Below are 21,477 nucleotides of genomic sequence, written 5' to 3' on the forward strand. Positions count from 1 at the left end.
GTGCCCTGACCAGGGCTGAACGCTTCGCCCCGCCGGCTGGCAAGTAGGGGGTGTAAGGCGGTCCGGATACGAGGAGGGTCATGACATCTGATCCGGAGGACGCGGAGCTGATCGCCCGGTCGCTCGGCGGCGACGGCGACGCCTTCGTCGAGGTGGTCCGACGACACGAGGCGGCGGTGGGGGCCTACCTCGCGCGGCGGGTCGGCCGGGAGCTGGCCGAGGACCTGCTCGGCGAGGTGTGGGTGACGGCGCTCGCGTCCCGGGCGAAGTACGACCGCTCGTTCCCCGACGCCCGCCCGTGGCTGTTCGGCGTGGCGCACAACACGCTCCGGCGGCACTGGCGGTCCCGTCCGGCCGAGGTGCCGCGGGCGGACGTGACCGACATGGCGTCCGGGTGGGACCCGTGGGCCGCCGTGGACGACCGCGTCGACAGCGGTCCGGTGCTGCGGCACGCCCTGGCGCGGCTTCCGTCGCAGCAGCGGGAGATCTTGACGCTGGTCGCCTGGGAGGACCTGACCGTCGCCGACGCGGGACGGGTGATCGGCATACCGCCGGGAACGGCGCGCCGCCGCCTGCACGAGGCGCGCGCGGCGCTGCGGAGCGCACCCGGGGTGGCCGCGCTGCTCACCGACCGCAACACCGTGAAGGAGGCCAACTGATGGTCGATGAGATGGATCTGCTGAGGGACCTGAAGGACGCCGAGCCGGTGCGGCCGCACGCTTTCGAGGAGGCCAGGACGATGCTGCGCGCGGCGATGGAAGCGCCGGAGACGCCGGAGGCGATGACCGCCCCGGAAACGGTGAACGCCTCGCCGCGACGGGCCCGGTGGGGCAGGCGCCGGATGGCGGGCCTGGGCGCCGCCGCTCTGGTCGCCGCGTCAGCGGCGGCGGTGCTGGTCGTGACGTCCTCGTCGACGTCCGGCAAGCCCCCTGCGAAGGCGGCGCCGGAAACGGCGAACCCGCTTCTGGCCGGTCTGGTCGCGAACATCACGCCGTTGCGGGCCAAGGCACCGGGCGACGCGACGCTGGAGATCCGCAACCAGTCGCCGACCAGCGACGCGCTGGGCAGCAACGGCATCGGCCTGTTCACCGACGACGGCACCTACTACTGGGGGAACGACAAGAGCGCCCTGCGGCGGGCCGTCGTCCGGAAGGACGGGGGCGACGACGTCTTCAAGCGCGACATCGCGGTGGCGCTCTACGCCGTGAAGGGGGATCTCGGCACCGCGCGCGCCCGGATGGCGGTCGCCAACCTCGCGCCGGGGACGACGAACCCGGATCCGGAACGGCAGAAGATCGAGAAGCTCAAGAGCCTCGCCAAGGCGCGGGGCCAGAAGTACGTCCCGCCGAAGCCGCCGACCCCCGAGCAGCAGAAGGAGATCACCGACAACCACATCTGGTCGAACTCCGTCGACGCGCTGATCGCGGCGCCGGAGAACCCCCAGGTCCGGGCCGGCGTGCTCCGCATCATGGCGACGATGCCGAAGGTGAGGGTCACGAAGACCACCACCGCCGGACGGCCCACGCTGACGCTGGTGGACAGCTGGCCCACCACCGGGAAGTTCACGGAGACCCTCGTGATCAGCGCCGACACCGGCCGTCCCGTGGCCCTGTCCAACCGCGGCTCGGACGTGCGGCCCGTCACGCTCTACTACCACACGTCCCGCGTGACGCTCGCCGACATTGAGGCCGGCAAGTTCTGACCGTCCCCGCGAACCCCGGCGGCCGCTCTCGGGGGGCGGCGCCGGGGACATCAGCGTGCCGGGGTTTGGTACTTACGCGCTGATATGGTGCGGATGTGGTGAACCGTGGCATGGCGTTCGGGATCGGGGCGTACGTCCTGTGGGGGCTGTTCCCGCTCTACTGGCCGCTGCTGAAGCCCGCGGGCGCGATGGAGATCCTGGCGCACCGGATCATGTGGTCGCTGGTCGCGGTGGCCGCCGTCCTCGCGGCGACGCGGAACTGGACGTGGATCAGGTCGCTCGGCGCGCGGCAGGGCGGGCTGCTGGCGCTGGCGGCCACGGTCATCACGATCAACTGGGGCGTCTACATCTACGCGGTCAACAGCGGCCACACGATCGAGGCGGCGCTCGGCTACTTCATCAACCCGCTCATCAGCGTGCTCTTCGGCGTGATCGTCTTCCGGGAGCGGCTGAGGGCGTGGCAGTGGGCCGCGGTGGGGCTGGGCGTCGCGGCGGTGCTCGTCCTGACGGCCGACTACGGGCGGCTGCCGTGGATCGCGCTGGTGCTGGCGTTCTCCTTCGGCACCTACGGGCTCCTGAAGAAGTTCGCCAACATGCCGTCCGCGGAGAGCCTCGCAGTGGAGACCGCCGTCATGTTCGTGCCCGCGCTCGTCTTCGCCGTGGTGCTCCAGGCGCGTGGAGACGCCGCGTTCGGGCACCACGGCGCCGGGCAGGCGATCCTCATGGCGGGGGCGGGGATCGTGACGGCGATCCCGCTGCTGCTGTTCAACGGGGCGGCGATCAGGCTGCCGCTGAGCGCGATCGGGATGCTCCAGTACCTGGCGCCGGTGCTCCAGTTCCTGATCGGCCTGCTCGTCCAGCACGAGGAGATGCCCGCGAGCCGGTGGGCGGGCTTCCTGCTGGTCTGGATCGCGCTCGCGATCCTCACCTGGGACGGCCTGCGCGCGGGCCGGCGGGCGCGCCGGGAGGCCCGCGCGGCGGCGATCCGGCGGGAGGCGGCACCCGAAGCGGTGTGATCGTTCCCGTGGAGGGCGGGCCCCGGAGCCACTAGAGTGCCGGACGTCACACGTCCGATCCGAGGAGCCCCGTTGCGCCTACTCAGCGTCACCGTCCTGGGAACCGCGCTCATCGCGGCGGGACTGGCGGCACCGGCCGCGAGCCGAGCCACGACGCCGAAGCACGGCCCCCGGGAGACGACCGGCACCTTCCGCGTCTCCGACCGACGCGCGTGGCCCATTCCGGCGCCCCTCGTTCCCCGCCCGGGCAGGTAAGCCCGAGTCGCATATTCGAACCTTTATTCGAAATATGCGGTTGATGTGCATCGCATTGCGGCGCTTCTGCGCTCCGACGCGGCGATCACCTGGTGTAGTCGGCAACGTCCGCCGACCGAGCCGTGCGCGATCCTGTCAGATCGCATTAACAATTCAGACAACCCCGTAGACAAGTGATGAACGTCACTCGGGAGTGATTGAAATTTCTGCCGCCGCTCCCCTTGCTCGCGTTAATTGATCATGTGATACTTCCACAGAAACCTACATTTCAGTCATGCACCGCCACGGATAGACACATCTCACTAAACGCCCATCCGTGGTCCGTCTTCCTCCCGGTGCGGCCGTCGGGGAGCGGACCCGTGTCCGTTCCTTCGTACCGAGGGGCAGTCGAGAATGTCCGTTGACGCCAGCACCGTTCCGTCCCGCAGGGCGCGGAACTTCCCTCTCTACCGGACGGTCTCCCGCTTCGTCAGGGACCCGTTGCGAGAACTGGAGAGGATCGGCGCCGCGGCCGACGGCGAGGTGGCGCGGCTCGACCTCGGCGCGTCCCGGCCCTACCTGGTGACGCATCCCGACCACGTGCAGCAGGTCCTGCGGAGGGAGTCGCAGAACTTCGTCCGGGACGGGACGTTCTGGCGGCCGCTGCACGGGCTGTTCGGCGACAGCATCATGTCCGAGGGCGCCGAGTGGGAGCTCAGCAAGCGGGTCCTCCAGCCGGTCTTCTCCACGCGGACGATCAGGTCCCTGAGCGCGCACATGGCCCGGGCCATCAACGAGGCGGTCGCCGCGCTCGACGAGCCCGCCCGCGCCGGCCGGTCCATCGAGGTGATGCCGGAGATGGGGCGGATCGTCCATGACACGGTCATCAAGGTCCTGTTCGGCGACAAGATCCGCAAGGCGGAGGCGGACCGGCTGATCCCCGCGATGGAGCGGCTCGCGACGTCGATCGCGTTCCGCTTCCTGCTGCCGTTCGTGCCGCGCTCGATCCCGCTGCCGGGCGACCGCGCCTTCGGCGAGGGCCTCACCGTCATGGACGAGACCCTGTACGAGCTGGTCGACCGGTTCCGGTACGACCCGGGCGAGGGCTACGACATCTTCACCGCGCTCTGCAAGGCGCGGATGACCGAGGGCAGCGGCCTGGACGACCACTGGGTGCGCGACAACCTGCTCGCCATGTGGGCCACCAGCACCGAGACGACGACCGTGGCGCTGACCTGGCTGTGGCCGATGCTCGACCGGCGGCCCGACGTCGCGGCGCGGCTCGCCGCGGAGATCGAGCGGGTGGTCGGCGGCGACGAGGTCCGGCCGGAGCACCTGCGCGAGCTGCCCTACGTCCGGCAGGTCGTGCAGGAGCTGCTCCGCCTCTACCCGGTCGGCTGGATCTTTCCGCGGATCGCGCTGAACCCGACGGACATCGGCGGCGTCCGCGTCAAGGCCGGCCAGACGGTCCTGATCAGCCCCTTCCTGACGCACCGGCTCGCCTCGGTGTGGGAACGGCCGCTGGAGTTCGACCCGGAGCGCTTCTCGGCCGAGCGGGCCCGCGGGCGCCATCGCTACGCCTACTTCCCGTTCGGCGGCGGCCCGCACCAGTGCATCGGACGGCACGTGTTCAACGCCGAGGCGGAGCTGATCCTGGCGAGCATCCTGAGCCGGTTCCGTCCGGTGCTGGAGCCCACCGACGTTCCCGTGCGGGCGCGGATCGGCGCCACGCTCCGGCCGAACCAGCCGCTGCACATGACGTTGACGCCCGTGCTTCGCTCCAGGTGAGAGGGCCCCATGTCCGAGAGCACGCCGGAAGAGCCCACCGACCCCGAGGATCCGGTCCCCTCCCAGCAGGGAACGTCCGCCGCGCAGGCCGGGACGATCTGCGCCGTCGCCGGCCAGGCGCAGCGGCAGATGCGGTCGTGGGCCGCCGGGTACCCGGGCCTGTACGGCGCCGAGGCGTTCGACCCGGCGCTGTTCAGCACGCTCGCGCTGGCCGCGGCGTTCAGCGGGCCCGGGCTCACCGCGGCCGACCTGCGCATGGCCAACCGGGCCTGCCTGTGGTGCTTCGGCCTCGACTGGCTGATCGACTTCGCCGCCTCGTCCCGCGCCGAGGTGACCGCCGTGGTCCGGCGGTGCGCGGCCGTCGCGGACGGCAGGCCGGTCGCGGACGGCAGGCCGGTCGCGGACGGCGGGCCGGTCGCGAAGGGCGATGACGAGCTCGCGCGTTTCCTGGCCGACATCCGTGACGAACTCCGCGCGACGCCCGCCTTTTCCGCTCTCGAAGGAGTCTGGCGGGACGAGCTTCAGCGCATGCTCGACGCGATGGCCCGTGAATGGGATTGGAAATCGGCGAAGGATGGCACGGGGCCGACGTTCGAGGAGTATCTCGGAAACGCCGACAATCTCGGTTTCTCCTTCGTCTTCGCCTCGCACTGGATCGCCTCCGGCGGGGGCGGCGACGTGCCCGCGGTGCGGCGGGCGAGCCATGCCGTACAGCGCGTCGTCCGGCTGCTGAACGACCTCGGCACGGTCGACCGCGACCTCGAATGGGGCGATCTCAACGGGCTCCTCCTCGACCGCGACCGCGCCGAGGTCGAGCGGCGGCTCGCACTGCTCACCGCCGAAGCCCGCACGCTGGTCGCGGAGGCGCGGCGGGGCGCGCCGCACCTCGCCGAGTACCTGGAACGGCAGATGGACTTCTGCGCCGGCTTCTACGGCGTGACCGACTTCTGGGGCTCGCTGTGAGCGTCGACGACCGTCCGCTGTCGCGGGTCGCCGTCGCACCGCCCGCTCCGCGCGTCCGCCCGCGCGACGCCCGGCCGCGGAACGACATCGAGAAGGCGGCGCGCGACCTCCTCGACGGGTTGATCGAGTGGCCGTGGGGACAGGTGTCCCCCTCGGTGTACGAGACGGGGCGGCTGGTGACGCTGGCCCCGTGGCTGCGGGGGCACGGGCGGCGCGTCTCCTTCCTGCTCGAACAGCAGCGGGCGGACGGGGCGTGGGGCGCCCCGGACGACGGCTACGCGCTCGTCCCGACGCTGAGCGCGGCCGAGGCGCTGCTGTCGGCGCTGACCGACCCCGGCGGAACGTTCCGCGACCTCCTCGGGAGCGAGATCGCGGCCGGGTGGCTCGTCCGGTCGGCGGACCGGGCGCTGCGGGCGCTCTCCCGGCGCATGTGCGGGCCGTCCGCGCCGCCCCTCGACCTGCCCGACCTGCCCGCGATCGACGTGATCGCGCCCGCGCTGATCGAACGGATCAACGCGTCGCTGGACGGGCTGCGCGAGCATCCGGTGCCGGGGCTCGACGCGTGGGCCGGGGTCCGGCTGAGCCCGCCCGCCGGCATGGCGACGGGCAGGCTGGAGCTGGTCAGGGCCATGGCGGGCTCCGGGATGGAGCTGCCGGAGAAGCTGATGCACGCTCTGGAGGTCCTGGGGCAGCCGGCGGCCGGGCTCCTCCCGCTGAGCCCCGAGTCCACGGGCACGATCGGCGCGTCCCCGGCGGCCGCCGCGGCCTGGCTGGGCGCGCGGGGACCGGACGAGCCCGGCGACCCCGTCCGCTGGTACCTGGAGACCGTGGTCGCGCGGCACGGGGGCCCGGTGCCGTGCGGCTACCCGCTCACCGTGTTCGAGCGCGGCTGGGTCCTCGCGTGGCTGGCGCGGGCGGGCATCCGGTTCGGCGTCCGGCCGGAGCTCGTGCTGAGCCTGACCGCGCCGCTCGGCCGGTCCGGCACGGCCGCCGCGGACGGGCTGCCGGCGGACGCCGACACCACGTCCGGCGCCCTGTACGCGCTGGCCCTGCTGGGCGCGCCCCGCCGTCCCGATCCGCTCTACGCCTACGAGCTGGACACGCACTTCTGCACCTGGCAGGGCGAGGACGGCGCGTCCGTGACGACGAACGCCCACGTGCTGGAGGCGTTCGGGGAGTACCTCGCCACGGGTCTCGACCGCACGGGCGGCGGAGCCGCGCCCGGAGCCGACGCCGCCGGGCGCGGGGCGGCCGCGATCGAGCGGTACCGCGGGACCGTCGCGAAGGTGGCGCGCTGGCTGCGCGGCCAGCAGCGGCCGGACGGGAGCTGGACGGACCGCTGGCACGCCTCACCGCACTACGCGACGGCGAGCACGGCGATCGCCCTGGCGAAGTTCGGGGGCGCGGAGTCGGCCGCGGCGGTCGGCGCCGCGCGGGCCTGGACGCTGGAGACGCAGCGGCCGGACGGCTCGTGGGGCCGCTGGGCCGGAACCCCCGAGGAGACCGCCTACGCCGTGCAGCTCCTGCTGCTGACGGACGAGACGCCGGACGCGGTCGCCGCGCACGCGGTGTCCCGCGCCCGCCCCCATCTGCTGGAGTCGCTGACCAGCGGCGATGCCGGCGCCGCCGGGGAACCGGCGCTGTGGCACGACAAGGACCTCTACCGCCCCGCGGCCATCGTCCGCGCGGCGGTGCTCGCCGCCCTGCATCTCGACCGGGCGAACCCGACCCATCGATAAGGTGAATTTCGCCACACCCCGGCCATCCGGCACGTCCCTCAAATGCGACAAAGCGACATCCGTTGCTGATTCACCTTGAGGGGGTATGGTCATGTTGCTAGTCTTCTACGCCGTATGGATACGGCGGCTTGCTGTCGCCCCTGCAGACCACGACACCACTCGGCGCGCAGCCCCTTAATCCAGCCGGACGCGGGTTGCGCGCCAATCCACAATTTGTTGGGGCGATGGTAATGCGCTTCCGCAACTCACGCCTGAGAACCAAGATCGCGGCGCTGTTGCTCTCTCTGACGGCCCTCTGGGTTTTCGCGGCCTGGGTGACCCTTCGCGAGGGGGTCAACCTGCTGGGCGTCAGCACGCTGGACACCGCGCTCGCCGAGCCGACCGACCCGCTCCTCGTGGAGTTGCAGAAGGAGCGCCGGCTGACGATGGTGCAGATGGCCCGGCCGGGCGGCGCCACCCGGCAGGCCCTCCAGGCGCAGCGTGCGCGAACGGACGAGGCCCGCGCCGAGGCGGTGCGGCTCGCCCGCGGCGGCAACGTCGGCCGCTTCGCGGGCAAGGTCCTGGAGCGCCGCATCGACGAGGAGCTCGACCGGCTCGGCCGGCTGGAGGGCTTCCGGCGGTCGGTCGACGGCGGGGCGACCGACCGCGCCCGGATCGCCACCGCATATTCTGACGTCATCGAGTCGATTTTTCGCGTTTACGATTCCCTCGCCACTCTGGACGACAAGGATTTCGCGCGCGACACCCGCACGCTCCTGGAGCTCAACCGCGAGTGGGAACTGCTTTCGCAGGAGGACGCTTTGCTCGCGGGCGCCCTCGCGGCCGGCCGCATCACTCCCGCCGAGCAAGTCGCGTTCACCCAGCTCGTCGGAACCCGCCGCAACGACACCGCCCGGTCCCTCGTCAACATTCAGGATTCGGACGAGGTCCTTTACGGCGAAATGACGAGAAGTCCCAAGCTGGCGCAGATCCGCACCCTTGAGGACTCGGTCATGCAGAGCCGCCCGCGCACCGGCCGCTCCGCCGGCCGCCCGCCGGTGACGGCCGAGCAGTGGGCCGCCGCGACCGCGCCGGCGCTGGCCGACGTGCGCGCCCACATCCAGGCCTCAGGCGACCGCCTGGTGGACCGCGCCAAGCCCATCGCCATCGGCGTGATCGTCCGGCTGCTGCTCGCCGGCGGGCTCGGCCTGCTCGCGGTCATCGCGTCCATCGTCGTGTCGATCACCACCGCCCGCGCGCTGGTCCGCCGCCTCGAACTGCTGCGCGACGCCGCGTGGGAGCTGGCCGAGAAGCGGCTGCCCGGCGTCGTCGAGCGGCTCGGGCACGGGGAGAAGGTGGACGTCGAGGTCGAGGCGCCGCCCCTCCAGGTCGGCTCGGACGAGATCGGGCAGGTCGGGCGCGCGTTCAACGCCGTCCAGGAGACCGCGATCCGCACCGCCGTCGAGCAGGCCGAGCTGCGCCGCGGCATCCGCGACGTCCTGCTGAGCCTGGCCCGCCGCACGCAGACCCTCGTGCACCGGCAGCTCACCATGCTGGACACGATCGAGCGCCGCCGCGACATCGAGGTCAAGCAGCTGGAGGAGCTGTTCCGGCTCGACCACCTCGCGACCCGGATGCGGCGCAACGCCGAGAACCTCATCGTCCTGTCCGGCGCCCTGCCCGCCCGCGGCTGGCGCAACTCCGTCCCGATGATCGACGTCGTCCGCGCCGCCGTCGGCGAGGTCGAGGACTACACCCGCGTCACCGTCCTGCCGTTCGGCCAGATCGCCCTGGCCGGACGCGCGGTCGGCGACGTCACCCACCTGCTCGCCGAGCTCATCGAGAACGCCGTGTCGTTCTCCCCGCCCGACACCGTCGTGCAGGTCGGCGGGCACATGGTCGCCAACGGCTTCGCCATCGACATCGAGGACCGGGGCCTCGGCATGACCGACGAGCGGCTCGCCGAGATCAACGCGCGGATCGCCGACCCGCCCGACTTCAACCTCCAGAGCTCCGTGCAGCTCGGCCTGTTCGTGGTCAGCAAGCTCGCCGAGCGGTACGGGCTCCAGGTGTCGCTGAAGCGCTCCGCCTACGGCGGGACGACCGCGGTCGTCGTCATCCCCAAGGAACTGGTCGTCGACGAGCACTCCCCGGCCCCGGCGCCCGCCGCGGCCGAGTCCACCACCCGCAACGGCCTCCAGGTCCGCCAGCCGGTCACCGCGGGAGCGGGCGCCCGCTCCTCGTCCGCGGACTCCACGAGCGGGCCCCTGCCCACGACCACCGGCCCCCTCCAGGGGACCGGGCCCGCCCTCGTGGCGGTGCCGCCGCCCGCCTCCGAGGCGTCCGTCCCACCGCCGGCGGAGCCCTCCGCTCCCCCGGTGGCCGACGGCGGCCCGAGTGATCATGACGGCGGCGGCGAGAAGCACGATGACGCCCCTTCGCGCGAGGCACGCTCCCAAGGAACCACCGCCTCGCGCGACCGGCCGGGGGCGACCGGCGAGCACCCGCTGGCCGGGGCGCCGGACGGGGGGCTTCCCGACACCACCGAACCGGAGGGTCCGCCGCCCGTGCCCGAGATCTCCACCACCCCGTCCGGCCTCCCCGTCCGGGTCCCGCAGGCGAACCTGGCCGAGCCCCTGCGCACCGACGAGCCGGTCGTCGCCGAGGAGCCGGACGGAGACGACGATCCCGGACGTTCGCCCGAGGAGATCCAGCGGATCATGGGCTCGTACCAGCGCGGCACCCGGCGCGGCCGCTCGGACGCGGCCGAGGCCCTCGGCAGAGACGCAGCGGAAGGCGAGGAAGGCCAGTGATGCAGAAGGCGGGCTCTTCATCCGATCTGGGCTGGTTGCTGGACGATCTCGTCCACCGCCTGCCGCACGCCCGGAGCGCGGTCGTGCTGTCCGCGGACGGTCTGCTCATGGCGTCGTCGGAGGGCGTGTCGCAGGACGACGGCGAGCACCTGGCGGCCGTGGCGGCCGGGATCCAGAGCCTGGCGAAGGGCGCCGGGACGCGCTTCGGCGGCGGGCCCGTCCGGCAGACGATCGTCGAGATGCAGTCGGCGTTCCTGCTGGTGACGGTCGCGGGCAAGGGCGCCTGCCTCGCCGTCCTCGCCGGCGAGGAGGCCGACGTGGGCCTCATCGCCTACGAGATGGCCATGCTGGTCACGAGCATGGGCCACCACCTCACCTCGCCGTCGCGCACCGAGGCCGCGGAGGGCAGGGCCACATGATGCCGCCGGAGGATCCGCCGCAGGAGCACTGGCCGGACGCCCCCGCGTCCCACCCCGCCCCGGACCGCTTCCTCGACGAGCAGGCCGGGCCCATGGTGCGGCCCTACGTGATGACCAGCGGCCGGACCGAGCCGACCCGCGGGAAGTTCGACCTCATCACGCTGGTGGTGGCGGCCGGACCCGAGCCCGAGGGCGCGATCGGCCTCGGCCCCGAGCACCTGGCGATCATCCGGCTGTGCCAGTCGGTGCTGTCGGTGGCCGAGCTGACCGGCCACCTCGACCTCCCCGTCGCGACCGTGCGGGTGCTGCTCGGCGACCTGCTCGACAAGGGGTTCGTCTCGATGCAGGAACCCGAACCGGAGGCGGACATGCACGACATCAGGCTCTACAAGGCGGTGATCGATGGTCTCCGGGCTCTCTAGAAACGACGGCCGCGCCCGCCGGCTCCCCACCGCGGTCAAGATCGTGATCGCGGGCGGTTTCGGCGTCGGCAAGACCACCATGGTCGGGACGGTGTCGGAGACCCGGCCGCTCCGCACCGAGGAGCTCCTCACCGACGAGGGCGTCGGCATCGACGACCTCTCCGGCGTGGAGCGCAAGAAGACCACCACGGTCGCGATGGACTTCGGCCGCATCACGATGCGCGACGAGTACGTCCTCTACCTGTTCGGCACGCCCGGCCAGGAGCGCTTCTGGTTCATGTGGGACGAGGTCTCCCTCGGCGCCCTCGGCGCCGTCGTCCTCGCCGACACCCGCCGCCTGTCCGACTGCTTCCCCTCGGTCGACTACTTCGAGCGCCGCTCGACCCCGTTCGTCGTCGCCGTGAACTGCTTCGAGGGCGCCCGCCAGTACGACCTCGAAGAGATCCAGATGGCCCTCAACCTGGGCCCGAAGGTCCCGGTCATGCTGTGCGACGCCCGCAGCCTGGAAAGCTGCAAGCAGGTGCTCATCAACCTCGTCCTGCACGCGATGAAGTTCCGCGGCCTCCCCGCGGAGGCACCACAAAACGCGTGACGCACAACGTGGAAGCGGCGGGCAGGAGATCTCTCCCGGCCCGCCGCTTCGGCGTTCAGACGATCAACCGGTACGCGACACGACGTAGTCGCACAAGCCGGTGAAGGCGGCTCGGGCGGGGATGTCGGGGAGGGTGAGGAGCTCGGTGCGGGCGTCCTCGGCCCAGCGGCGCAGGTCGGCGCGGGCGCGGTCCATGGCGGGGTGGGCGCGCAGGAGGGCGAGGGCCTCGGCGTGGAGGTCGTCGCCGGACAGGTCCTGGACGAGCAGCTCGCGGAGGCGGGCGTCGTCGGGGCCGGAGCCGACGCCGGCGAGGACGAGGTGCATGGGCAGGGTGCGGATGCCCTCGCGGAGGTCGGTGCCGGGGGTCTTGCCGGACTGCTCGGCCTCGGAGTCGATGTCGAGGATGTCGTCGGAGAGCTGGAACGCGACGCCGATCTTCTCGCAGGCGGAGGTGATCGTGTCGACGATGTGCGGCGGGGCGCCGGACAGCAGCGCGCCGAACTGGCCGGAGACGGCGATCAGCGAGGCGGTCTTGTCGGCGACGACCTGGAGGTAGTGCTTGAGGGGGTCGGCGTCGGGGGCGGGGCCGACGGTCTCCTGGATCTGGCCGCGGACGAGGCGGGCGAAGGCGCGGGCCTGGATGCGGACGGCCTCGGGGCCGAGGTCGGCGAGCAGGTCGGACGCGCGGGCGAACAGGTAGTCGCCGGTGAGGATGGCGACGGTGTTGGTCCACCGGGAGTTCGCGGACTCCTGGCCGCGGCGCACGGTCGCCTCGTCCATGACGTCGTCGTGGTAGAGGGTGCCGAGGTGGGTCAGCTCGACCACCACCGCGGCCGGGACGACGCCGGCCGCGGCGGGGTCGCCGAACTGGGAGGCGAGCAGCACCAGCATGGGGCGGAAGCGCTTGCCGCCCGCCTCGACGAGGTGCTTGGACGCCTGGGTGAGCAGCGGGTCCTCGCCGTGGACGGACTCCAGGAGCAGCGCCTCGACGGCGGCGAGGCGCTCCCTGGCGTCGGCCGCGACGGCCGCGTCGACAGGAATCCCGAACGGGCCGGACCCCTCAGCGGAAACCTTGCTCACCCCATGACTCCCTACCGGACGAACATATGTGTCGTGGCATGTCCCGCGAGATCCAGGATTGGCTGGGGGAGCACACCGAGTACAACAGTAGCCGTCAACCCGAGCGCGACCGCCGCCGCGGTCGCCGGGCCGGCCACCACGGTGGGCCCGTCGGCCTCCGGCTCGCTGAAGAACATGACGACGATCACACGGACGTAGAAGAACGCGGCGACGGCGGAGGAGATGACGCCGACGACGACGAGGGGGGTGGCGCCCTCCTCGACGGCGGCCTTGAACACCGCGAACTTGCCGGTGAACCCGCTCGTGAGCGGGATGCCGGCGAAGGCCAGCAGGAAGAACGCGAACACCCCGGCGACGACCGGGGAGCGCTTGCCGAGCCCGGCCCAGCGGGACAGGTGGGCCGCCTCGCCGCCCGCGTCCCGCACCATCGTGATCACCGCGAAGGCGCCGATCGTGGTGAAGCCGTAGGCCGCCAGGTAGAACAGCGTGCCGGACAGGCCGTTGCGGGAGGTGGCGACGACGCCGGTGAGCAGGAAGCCCGCGTGCGCGATCGAGGAGTAGGCCAGCAGCCGCTTGAGGTCGGTCTGGGTGATCGCGATGATCGCGCCGGCGACCATTGTGAGAATGGACACGCCCCACATGACGGGCCGCCAGTCCCAGCGGAGCGTCTCCAGCGCGACGTAGTAGACGCGGAGGATCGCGCCGAACGCGGAGACGAGCGTGCAGGACGCCATGAGCGCCGTGATCGGGGTCGGGGCGCCCTGGTAGACGTCCGGCTTCCACATGTGGAACGGGACGGCGCCGGCCTTGAACAGCAGCCCGACCGACAGCAGCGCCACGCCCGCGAGCAGCAGGGTCTCGCTGCCGGCGTCCTTGGTGATCTGCGCGGAGATGTCGGCGAGCCGCACCGAGCCGGAGTAGCCGTACAGCAGCGCCGAGCCGTACAGGAAGAACGCGGAGGAGAACGCGCCGAGCAGGAAGTACTTGACCGCCGCCTCCTGCGAGAGGAGCCGCCGGCGGCGGGCGAGGCCGCACAGCAGGTACAGCGGCAGCGACATGACCTCCAGCGCCACGAACATCGTGAGCAGGTCGTTGGAGGCGGGGAACATCAGCATGCCGCCGACCGCGAACATCATCAGCGGGAACACCTCGGTCTGGGTGAACCCGGCCTCGGTGCTGCGCTGCTCGGCCTCGCTGCCCGGCAGCGCGGACGCCTGGGCGGCGAAGTGGCCGCCCGCGGCGCCGGCGCGGCCGCTGCCGCGCTCGGCGATCAGCAGCAGGCTGATCAGGGCGAGGACGAGGATGGTGCCCTGGAGGAACAGGGTGGGGCCGTCCACGCCGAGCGCGCCCTCGGCGGCGACGTGGTGCGGCTTGTCGCGCCAGCCGAGCAGGATCGTCCAGACGAAGGCGCCGGCGAGGCCGAGGAAGGCGATCGGCACCTGGACGGCGTAGCGCCAGGTGCGGCCGACGAACGCCTCGACGAGGACGCCGGCGACGGCGATGCCGAGGACGAGCAGCATGGGGCCGATCTGCCCGTACTCGATGTGCGGCGCCGGGATGTCACCCCCCTGGGCGAGGGCGGCGCTCACCTGACTGCTGTGGCTCATGGCCGGGCTCCGTTCTCGGCGACGTTGCCGGTGGTCTTCGGCGCGGGATCATGCCGGTCGACCCGGGCGAGCGTCTGCTTCACCGTGGGGTTGATGACGTCCAGTACCGGCTGCGGGAAGAAGCCCATCGCGACGATGATCGCGATGATCGGGGCGACGGCCCACTTCTCCCGGGCGGTGAGGTCCTTCATGCCCTCGACCTCCGGCGCCTTCGGCCCGCCCATGGTCCGCTGGTACATCCACAGGATGTAGATCGCGGCGAGGACGACGCCGCTGACGGCGAGCACGGCGGCCCACCGGTAGCGGCTGAACGTGCCGACGATGACGAGGAACTCCGACACGAACGGGGCGAGGCCGGGCAGCGAGAGCCCGGACAGGCCCGCGACGAGGAACGTCCCGGCGAGGACGGGCGCGGCCTTCTGGACGCCGCCGTAGTCGCCGATCCGCGCCGACCGCCGCCGGACGATCATGAAGCCGACGAGGAGGAACAGCGCGCCGGTGGAGAAGCCGTGGTTGACCATGTAGAGCGCGGCGCCGGACTGGCCCTGCGAGGTCATCGCGAAGATGCCGAGCACGATGAACCCGAAGTGGGACACCGAGGTGTAGGCGACCAGGCGCTTCAGGTCGACCTGCCCGATGGCGAGGACGGCGCCGTAGATGATGCTGAGGACGGCGAAGCCGAGCACGACGGGCGTCGCCCACTTCGCGGCGCCGGGGAACAGCTCCAGGCAGAACCGCATCATGCCGTAGGTGCCGACCTTGTCGAGGACGCCGACGATGAGCACGAGCGCGCCGGCCGGGGACTGCTGCGCCGCGTCCGGCAGCCAGGTGTGGACGGGCACCATCGGCGCCTTGATCGCGAAGGCGATGAAGAAGCCGAGGAACAACCACTTGGCGGTGGTCGGGTCGATGTTCATCCTCGACAGCTCGTCGAACATGAACGTGCCGTGCCCGAGGCCGCCGTCGGCGGTCGACTTGCTGGACAGCGGGTACAGCCAGATCACCGCGACGAGCATGAGCAGCCCGCCGAACAGCGAGTAGAGCAGGAACTTCACCGCGGCGTAGGAGCGCTGCGCGCCGCCGTAGTACCCGATGATGAAGTACACCGGGATGAGCATCGCCTCGAAGAAGACGTAGAACAGGAAGACGTCGGTCGCCGCGAAGACGCCGATCATCGCCGCTTCGAGGGTGAGCAGCAGCGCGAAGTACGTCTTCACCGATCGCTTGGCGGGGACGTCCACGCCGCCGGACCGGTCGTCCTCGCTCCAGGACGCCAGCATGACCAGCGGGACGAGGATCACCGACAGGACGATCAGCGTCAGCGCGATCCCGTCCACGCCGACGGCCCAGTGGACGCCGAACTGCTTGATCCACCAGTACTTCTCGTCGAACTGGAACCGCGCGCCGCCGGTGTCGAACCGGGCGGCCATCACCAGGGCGAGCGCCCCGACGACCAGCGAGACGCCGAGCGCCGTCTGCTTGACGAGCGTCTCGCGCTCGCGCGGCAGCACGCCGACGATGAACGCGCCGACGAGCGGCAGCGCGATGAGGACGCTCAGCCAGGGAAAGTCACTCATGACACGTTCACCACCAGGAGCGCCGCCACGACGAGTGCCGCGCCGAAGAACATTGAGAGGGCGTATGAGCGGGCGAAGCCGGTCTGGATCCGCCGGACCCGGCCGGAGCTGCCGCCGATGCCCGCGGCGAGGCCGTTGACGGCGCCGTCGACGCCGCGTCCGTCGAACCAGACCGCGAGGCGGGTCAGCCACTGGCCGGGCCGCATCAGCAGCGACTCGTTGAGCGCGTCGCCGTAGAGGTCCCTGCGGGCCGCGACGGTGACGAACGAGCCGGCGGGCGCCTCGCGCGGCACCTTCCGGCTGCCGTACTGCCGCCAGGCGATGCCCGCCCCGATGATCATCAGGACGAAGGTCGCGATGCCCGGCAGGGTGATCCACTTGAAGGAGTGCTCGTGCTCGGGCGCGCCGGTGACGGGCTCCAGGAAGTCGGAGAACCCGCCGAGGACGAGGAAGCCGCCCGCGAAGATCGAGCCGACCGCGAGCAGCATCAGCGGGACGGTCATGACCTTCGGCGACTCGTGCGGGTGGACGCCGTCCTCCCAGCGCTGCTCGCCGAAGAAGGTCATGAACATCACGCGCGACATGTAGTAGGCGGTGATGCCCGCGCCGACGAGCGCGCAGGTGCCGAGGACCGCCCCGGACGTGCCGCCCTTGTCGAACGCGGCCTCGATGATGCCGTCCTTGGTGAACCAGCCGGACAGGCCGGGGAACCCGATGATCGCGAGGTAGCCGAGCCCGAACGTGGCGTAGGTGACGACCATCGTCGCGCGGAGCGCGCCGTAGTGGCGCATGTTCACGTCGTCCTTCATGCCGTGCATGACGGATCCGGCGCCGAGGAACAGGCCCGCCTTGAAGAAGCCGTGCGCGATGAGGTGCGCGATCGCGAAGACGTAGCCGGGCCGGCCGAGGCCGGCGGCGAGGTGCATGTAGCCGATCTGCGACATCGTCGAGCCGGCGAGGGCCTTCTTGATGTCGTCCTTGCCGCATCCGATGATCGCGCCGGCGAGCAGCGTGGCCGCGCCGACGATCGTCACGACGAGCTGCGCGGTGTCGGACATCTCGAAGATCGGCGCGGAGCGGACGATCAGGTAGACGCCCGCGGTGACCATCGTCGCGGCGTGGATGAGCGCCGACACCGGGGTCGGGCCCTCCATCGCGTCCAGCAGCCAGGACTGGAGCGGGAGCTGCGCCGACTTGCCGCACGCGCCGAGCAGGAGCAGCAGCCCCATCGCGGTCGCGGTGCCGGTGCCGAGCCTGGACGCGAGGCCCGCGTGCTCGGCGCCCTCACCGAGGACCTGGTCGAAGCCGACCGTCCCGAACGTCTGGAACATCAGCGCGATCGCGAGGATCAGGCCGAGGTCGCCGACGCGGTTGACGACGAACGCCTTCTTCGCCGCGGTGGCGGCGGTCGGCTTGTACTGCCAGAACCCGATCAGCAGGTAGGAGGCGAGACCGACGCCCTCCCAGCCGATGAACGTGACGAGGTAGTTGCCGCCGAGCACCAGCAGCAGCATCGCCGCCACGAACAGGTTCAGGTAGGCGAAGAACCGGCGCCGGTCGGGGTCGTCGGCCATGTAGCCGATCGAGTAGACGTGGATGAGCGAGCCCACCCCGGTGATCAGCAGCACGAAGCTGATGGACAGCGGGTCCACCAGGAGGTCCATGCCGACCTTGAACGTGCCGGTGTCGATGTAGTCCCACAGGTGCAGGGTGCGGCGCCGCTCCTCGGCGTCGTACCCGAGCATCTGGACGAACATCGCGCAGCCGACCGCGAACGACGCCACCGACATGGCGACGCCGAGCAGGTGGCCCCACCGGTCGGTGCGCCGCCCTCCGAGCAGGAGGATCGCGGCGCCCGCGAGCGGGAGCGCGATGAGGAGCCAGGACGCGGCCTGGACGCCTTCCGCTTTCATCCCTGGCCTCTCAGTACTTCAGCAGGTTCGCGTCGTCCACCGACGAGGACCTGCGGGTCCGGAAGATGGTCATGATGATCGCCAGACCCACCACGACCTCCGCCGCGGCCACCACCATCACGAAGAAGGCGATGATCTGGCCGTCGAGCTGGCCGTGCATGCGGGAGAACGTCACGAACGCCAGGTTGGTGGCGTTCAGCATCAGCTCGACGCACATGAACACCACGATCGCGTTGCGCCGCACGAGGACGCCGAGCGCTCCGATGGTGAACAGGATCGCCGAGAGCGCCAGGTAGTGCCCGGGACTCATGAACCAGCCTCGCCTTCACGCTCGTTGCCGGCGGGAGCACCGGCCCCAGTGCCGGCCTTGACGACGCGCGACTCGGCGTCCGCGTCCGCGGCCTCGCCGGTCGCGGCCCGCACGGCGGCGACGTCCTCGCCGACCGCCTGCTCCGCGGTCTCGCCGTACAGGTCGGCGTGCCGCTCGGCGTTGTCGGTGCGCGCCGCGATGATCGGGTTGACCGACAGCTCGGACGGCGTCCCGTCGGGCAGCAGCGCCGGCATGTCGACGGCGTTGTGCCGGGCGTAGGTGCCGGGGCCGGGCAGCGGGCCCGGGTGGCCGCCGGACAGGAACCGCCGCTTGGACAGGTCGCGCTGCGTCGCCTTCGGCTCGACCCGCTCCCGGTGCGCGAGCACCATCGCGCCGAGCGCGGCGGTGATCAGCAGGGCGCTGGTCGCCTCGAACGCGAACACGTACTTGGTGAACAGGAGCTGCGCCAGGCCGACGACGTTGCCGTTCTCGTTCGCGGCCTTCAGCCCGGCCGAGTCGCCGAGGGCGGCGTTGCCGAGGCCGACGGCCAGCAGGACGATGAAGCCGAGCGCGGCGACGAACGCCCACAGCCGCTGCCCGCGGATCGTCTCGACGAGCGAGTCGGTGGAGCTGACCCCGACGAGCATCAGCACGAACAGGAACAGCATCAGCACCGCGCCGGTGTAGACGATCACCTGGACGAACGCCAGGAACGGCGCGTTCTGGATCGCGTACAGGGCCGCGAGCGAGAGCATCACGGTGGCGAGCAGCAGCGCCGAGTGCACGGCCTTCCGCATGAAGATCATGCCGAGGGCCGCGCTGACGGACACGATCGCGAGCAGCCAGAAGAAGAACGGCTCGCCCGACTGCTTGTCGGCGACCTGCCCCGCGAGGACGTGCCCGGCGGCGTGCCCGGTGAGGGCCTGTCCGGCGAGGAGGGTGGCGCTCATTCGGCCCCACCGCCCTTGCCGTCCGCTTCGCGCTCCCGCCGCACCGCGTTGTCGACGCTCGCCCGTCCGCCGCCCTCGGCGGGGACGTGCGGGCCCTCGTCGGGCTGGAGGCCGAGGCGGTAGTACTCCTCCTCGGTGTCGCCGAGCCGCATCTCGTGCGGCGGCGGCTCCATGCCCTCGCGCAGCGGCGCCAGCAGCATGTCCTTGGTGTAGATCAGGCTCTCGCGGCTGTCGTCGGCGAGCTCGTACTCGTTGGTCATCGTGAGCGCCCGGGTGGGGCACGCCTCGATGCAGAGCCCGCAGAGGATGCAGCGCAGGTAGTTGATCTGGTAGACGCGGCCGTACCGCTCACCGGGCGAGTAGCGCTCCTCGGCGGTGTTGTCGGCGCCCTCCACGAAGATGGCGTCGGCGGGGCACGCCCAGGCGCACAGCTCGCAGCCGACGCACTTCTCCAGCCCGTCGGGCCACCGGTTGAGCTGGTGCCGCCCGTGGAAGCGCGGGGCCGTCGGCTTCTTCACCTCGGGGTACTGAACGGTCTCGCTCTTCTGGAACATCTGGTGGAACGAGACCCCGAACCCCTTGACCGGGTTCAGGAAATCAGTGAGTCCCACTGGTGACCTCCTCAGGAGGGGTTCTGATCGTGGACGGCTCCGCGGGGCGGGCGGCGCGGCCGTGGTAGTGCGGCGCGTCCATCGGCGGGACCGGGAACCCGCCGGCGGCGGGATCGCGGACCGCGTCCCGGCCGGCGCCCGGCGCGGTCTCCTTCTCGCCCTCGCCGCCCCGGACGACCTCCCAGACCACCGTGACCAGCAGCACGATCCCGGCCGCGACGGCGGCGACGATGACGATCTGCCGCATGTCGTGGCCCTCGTTGCGCAGCGCGCGGATGGTCGACACCAGCAGGATCCAGCCGAGCGAGAAGGGCATCAGCACCTTCCAGCCGAGCTTCATCAGCTGGTCGTAGCGGACGCGCGGCAGCGAGCCGCGCAGCCAGATGAAGAAGAAGATGAACAGCCAGAGCTTGGCGAGGAACCACAGCACCGGCCACCAGCCGGAGTTGGCGCCCGCCCACACCGTGGAGATCGGCGCGGGGGCGCGCCAGCCGCCGAGGAACAGCGTGGTGGCGAGCGCCGACAGCGTCGCGAGGTTGATGTACTCCGCGAGGAAGAACATCGCGAACTTCAGCGACGAGTACTCGGTGTGGAAGCCGCCGACCAGCTCGCCCTCGCCCTCGGGGAGGTCGAACGGGATGCGGTTCGACTCGCCCATCATCGTGATCACGTAGACGATGAAGGACGGGAACAGCAGCACCACGAACCACTTGTCGTGCTGCGCGGCGACGATGTCGGAGGTGGACATCGACCCGGCGAACAGGAACACCGCGACGAACGACAGCCCCATCGCGATCTCGTAGGAGATCACCTGGGCGGACGAGCGGAGCCCGCCGAGCAGCGAGTACGGCGACATCGAGGACCAGCCCGCCAGCACGATGCCGTAGACGCCCATCGACGACATCGCGAGGACGAGCAGCACCGCGACCGGGAGGTCGGTGCCCTGGAGGGCCGTCTGGTGCCCGAACACCGACACCGTCGGGCCGAACGGGATGATGACGAAGGAGATGAACGCCGGCACGGCGGACACGATCGGCGCGAGCACAAACACGACCTTGTCGACCTGGCGGGGGACGATGTCCTCCTTGAGCGCCAGCTTGACGCCGTCCGCGAGGCCCTGGAGCAGGCCGAACGGCCCGGCGCGGTTCGGGCCGACGCGCAGCTGCATGCGGCCGATGACGCGCCGCTCGACCCACATCGACAGCAGGACGGTCAGCACCAGGAACACGAAGATCGCGAGGACCTTGCCGCCGATCAGCCACCACGGGTCGTTGCCGAAGTCCTTCAGCCGCGGCTCCGGGGCGGCGGCGAGCGCCGGCGCGCGCAGCACCGACGCGGGCAGCGCCGCCGTGGCAAGGGACAGGCTCATCGGACGCCTCCAGCGGTGGTCTCGGCCGCGTCCGCGAGCACGCCCGCCGCGATCGCGACGACGTCGCCCGCGGCGGCGCCCAGGTCCCGGTACAGGCTGAGGCCCGCCGAGTTGGTGGGCAGCCACACGACCCGGTCGGGCAGGTCGGCGGTGAGCTCCAGCGGCAGCGTGACCTCGCCGCGCCCCGCCCGGACCGTGACCGCGCCGGTCGCGCCGATCTCGGCGGCCGTCGCGGGCGACAGCCGGACGACCGCGGGCTTGGCGGTGCCGGCGAGGAACGGCTCGCCGTCCTGGAGCCGGCCCCGGTCGAGCAGCAGCCGCCAGGTGGCGAGCACCGCCTGCCCGGCCTCGGGGTGCGGCGGCAGCGCCTGCGGCACGCTCGGCGCGGCCGGG

General features: G+C 71.6%; 19 protein-coding genes. 10 read left to right on the top strand and 9 right to left on the bottom strand.

Features of this window, described 5'->3' with window-relative positions; genetic code table 11:
- Positions 1 to 80: 80 nt before the first annotated feature.
- From E1300_RS23280 to E1300_RS23325, 10 genes are all read left to right on the top strand, one after another.
- Positions 81 to 659, top strand: coding sequence for an RNA polymerase sigma factor (locus E1300_RS23280; protein ID WP_131759178.1), 579 nt, complete (start codon positions 81 to 83; stop codon positions 657 to 659).
- Complete coding sequence (locus E1300_RS23285) at positions 659 to 1,702, top strand: hypothetical protein (protein WP_131759179.1); 1,044 nt, start codon at positions 659 to 661, stop codon at positions 1,700 to 1,702. Before E1300_RS23280 ends, E1300_RS23285 begins: the two co-directional genes overlap by 1 nt.
- Positions 1,703 to 1,812: 110 nt before the next feature.
- On the top strand, positions 1,813 to 2,718 hold the full coding sequence (gene rarD / locus E1300_RS23290; RefSeq protein ID WP_131759194.1) for an EamA family transporter RarD: 906 nt from the start codon (positions 1,813 to 1,815) through the stop codon (positions 2,716 to 2,718).
- A gap of 648 nt (positions 2,719 to 3,366) precedes the next feature.
- Positions 3,367 to 4,740: a cytochrome P450 gene (locus tag E1300_RS23295; protein WP_131759180.1), complete on the top strand. Its 1,374-nt coding sequence runs from the start codon at positions 3,367 to 3,369 to the stop codon at positions 4,738 to 4,740.
- Between the two features lie 9 nt (positions 4,741 to 4,749).
- Positions 4,750 to 5,703, top strand: coding sequence for a terpene synthase family protein (locus E1300_RS23300; protein ID WP_242619345.1), 954 nt, complete (start codon positions 4,750 to 4,752; stop codon positions 5,701 to 5,703).
- On the top strand, positions 5,700 to 7,442 hold the full coding sequence (locus E1300_RS23305; protein WP_242619346.1) for a prenyltransferase/squalene oxidase repeat-containing protein: 1,743 nt from the start codon (positions 5,700 to 5,702) through the stop codon (positions 7,440 to 7,442). Before E1300_RS23300 ends, E1300_RS23305 begins: the two co-directional genes overlap by 4 nt.
- Positions 7,443 to 7,717: 275 nt before the next feature.
- Positions 7,718 to 10,234, top strand: coding sequence for a sensor histidine kinase (locus E1300_RS23310; RefSeq protein ID WP_242619347.1), 2,517 nt, complete (start codon positions 7,718 to 7,720; stop codon positions 10,232 to 10,234).
- Positions 10,234 to 10,653: a roadblock/LC7 domain-containing protein gene (locus E1300_RS23315; RefSeq protein ID WP_131759182.1), complete on the top strand. Its 420-nt coding sequence runs from the start codon at positions 10,234 to 10,236 to the stop codon at positions 10,651 to 10,653. Before E1300_RS23310 ends, E1300_RS23315 begins: the two co-directional genes overlap by 1 nt.
- The gene (locus E1300_RS23320; RefSeq protein ID WP_131759183.1) at positions 10,650 to 11,075 is read left to right on the top strand and encodes a DUF742 domain-containing protein; all 426 of its coding nucleotides are present in this window, start codon (positions 10,650 to 10,652) and stop codon (positions 11,073 to 11,075) included. Before E1300_RS23315 ends, E1300_RS23320 begins: the two co-directional genes overlap by 4 nt.
- Entirely contained in the window at positions 11,056 to 11,667 is a 612-nt protein-coding gene (locus tag E1300_RS23325; protein ID WP_131759184.1) for a GTP-binding protein, read from the top strand. The genes E1300_RS23320 and E1300_RS23325 overlap by 20 nt, the downstream gene beginning before the upstream one ends.
- A 63-nt stretch (positions 11,668 to 11,730) precedes the next feature.
- Here the strand turns inward: E1300_RS23325 and E1300_RS23330 are convergent, their stop codons facing one another.
- From E1300_RS23330 to E1300_RS23370, 9 genes are all read right to left on the bottom strand, one after another.
- Complete coding sequence (locus E1300_RS23330) at positions 11,731 to 12,747, bottom strand: polyprenyl synthetase family protein (protein WP_165502954.1); 1,017 nt, start codon at positions 12,745 to 12,747, stop codon at positions 11,731 to 11,733.
- A gap of 11 nt (positions 12,748 to 12,758) precedes the next feature.
- Complete coding sequence (gene nuoN / locus E1300_RS23335) at positions 12,759 to 14,354, bottom strand: NADH-quinone oxidoreductase subunit NuoN (RefSeq protein WP_131759185.1); 1,596 nt, start codon at positions 14,352 to 14,354, stop codon at positions 12,759 to 12,761.
- Positions 14,351 to 15,931 carry an NADH-quinone oxidoreductase subunit M gene (locus E1300_RS23340; RefSeq protein ID WP_131759186.1) on the bottom strand — a complete coding sequence of 527 codons (1,581 nt, stop codon included), beginning with the start codon at positions 15,929 to 15,931 and terminating at the stop codon, positions 14,351 to 14,353. The genes nuoN and E1300_RS23340 overlap by 4 nt, the downstream gene beginning before the upstream one ends.
- Complete coding sequence (gene nuoL / locus E1300_RS23345) at positions 15,928 to 17,844, bottom strand: NADH-quinone oxidoreductase subunit L (RefSeq protein WP_131759187.1); 1,917 nt, start codon at positions 17,842 to 17,844, stop codon at positions 15,928 to 15,930. Before nuoL ends, E1300_RS23340 begins: the two co-directional genes overlap by 4 nt.
- A gap of 10 nt (positions 17,845 to 17,854) precedes the next feature.
- The gene (nuoK, locus tag E1300_RS23350; RefSeq protein ID WP_131759188.1) at positions 17,855 to 18,154 is read right to left on the bottom strand and encodes an NADH-quinone oxidoreductase subunit NuoK; all 300 of its coding nucleotides are present in this window, start codon (positions 18,152 to 18,154) and stop codon (positions 17,855 to 17,857) included.
- Positions 18,151 to 19,104: an NADH-quinone oxidoreductase subunit J gene (locus tag E1300_RS23355; RefSeq protein WP_131759189.1), complete on the bottom strand. Its 954-nt coding sequence runs from the start codon at positions 19,102 to 19,104 to the stop codon at positions 18,151 to 18,153. The genes nuoK and E1300_RS23355 overlap by 4 nt, the downstream gene beginning before the upstream one ends.
- Positions 19,101 to 19,658: an NADH-quinone oxidoreductase subunit NuoI gene (gene nuoI / locus E1300_RS23360; protein WP_242619349.1), complete on the bottom strand. Its 558-nt coding sequence runs from the start codon at positions 19,656 to 19,658 to the stop codon at positions 19,101 to 19,103. Before nuoI ends, E1300_RS23355 begins: the two co-directional genes overlap by 4 nt.
- A 43-nt stretch (positions 19,659 to 19,701) precedes the next feature.
- Complete coding sequence (gene nuoH / locus E1300_RS23365) at positions 19,702 to 21,084, bottom strand: NADH-quinone oxidoreductase subunit NuoH (protein WP_131759191.1); 1,383 nt, start codon at positions 21,082 to 21,084, stop codon at positions 19,702 to 19,704.
- Positions 21,081 to 21,477 (bottom strand): molybdopterin dinucleotide binding domain-containing protein (locus E1300_RS23370; RefSeq protein WP_278045376.1); only part of this gene is annotated, 397 nt, incomplete at its 5' end. The genes nuoH and E1300_RS23370, both read right to left, overlap by 4 nt.

The sequence above is a fragment of the Actinomadura fibrosa genome, assembly GCF_900659615.1.
Lineage (GTDB): Bacteria > Actinomycetota > Actinomycetes > Streptosporangiales > Streptosporangiaceae > Spirillospora > Spirillospora fibrosa.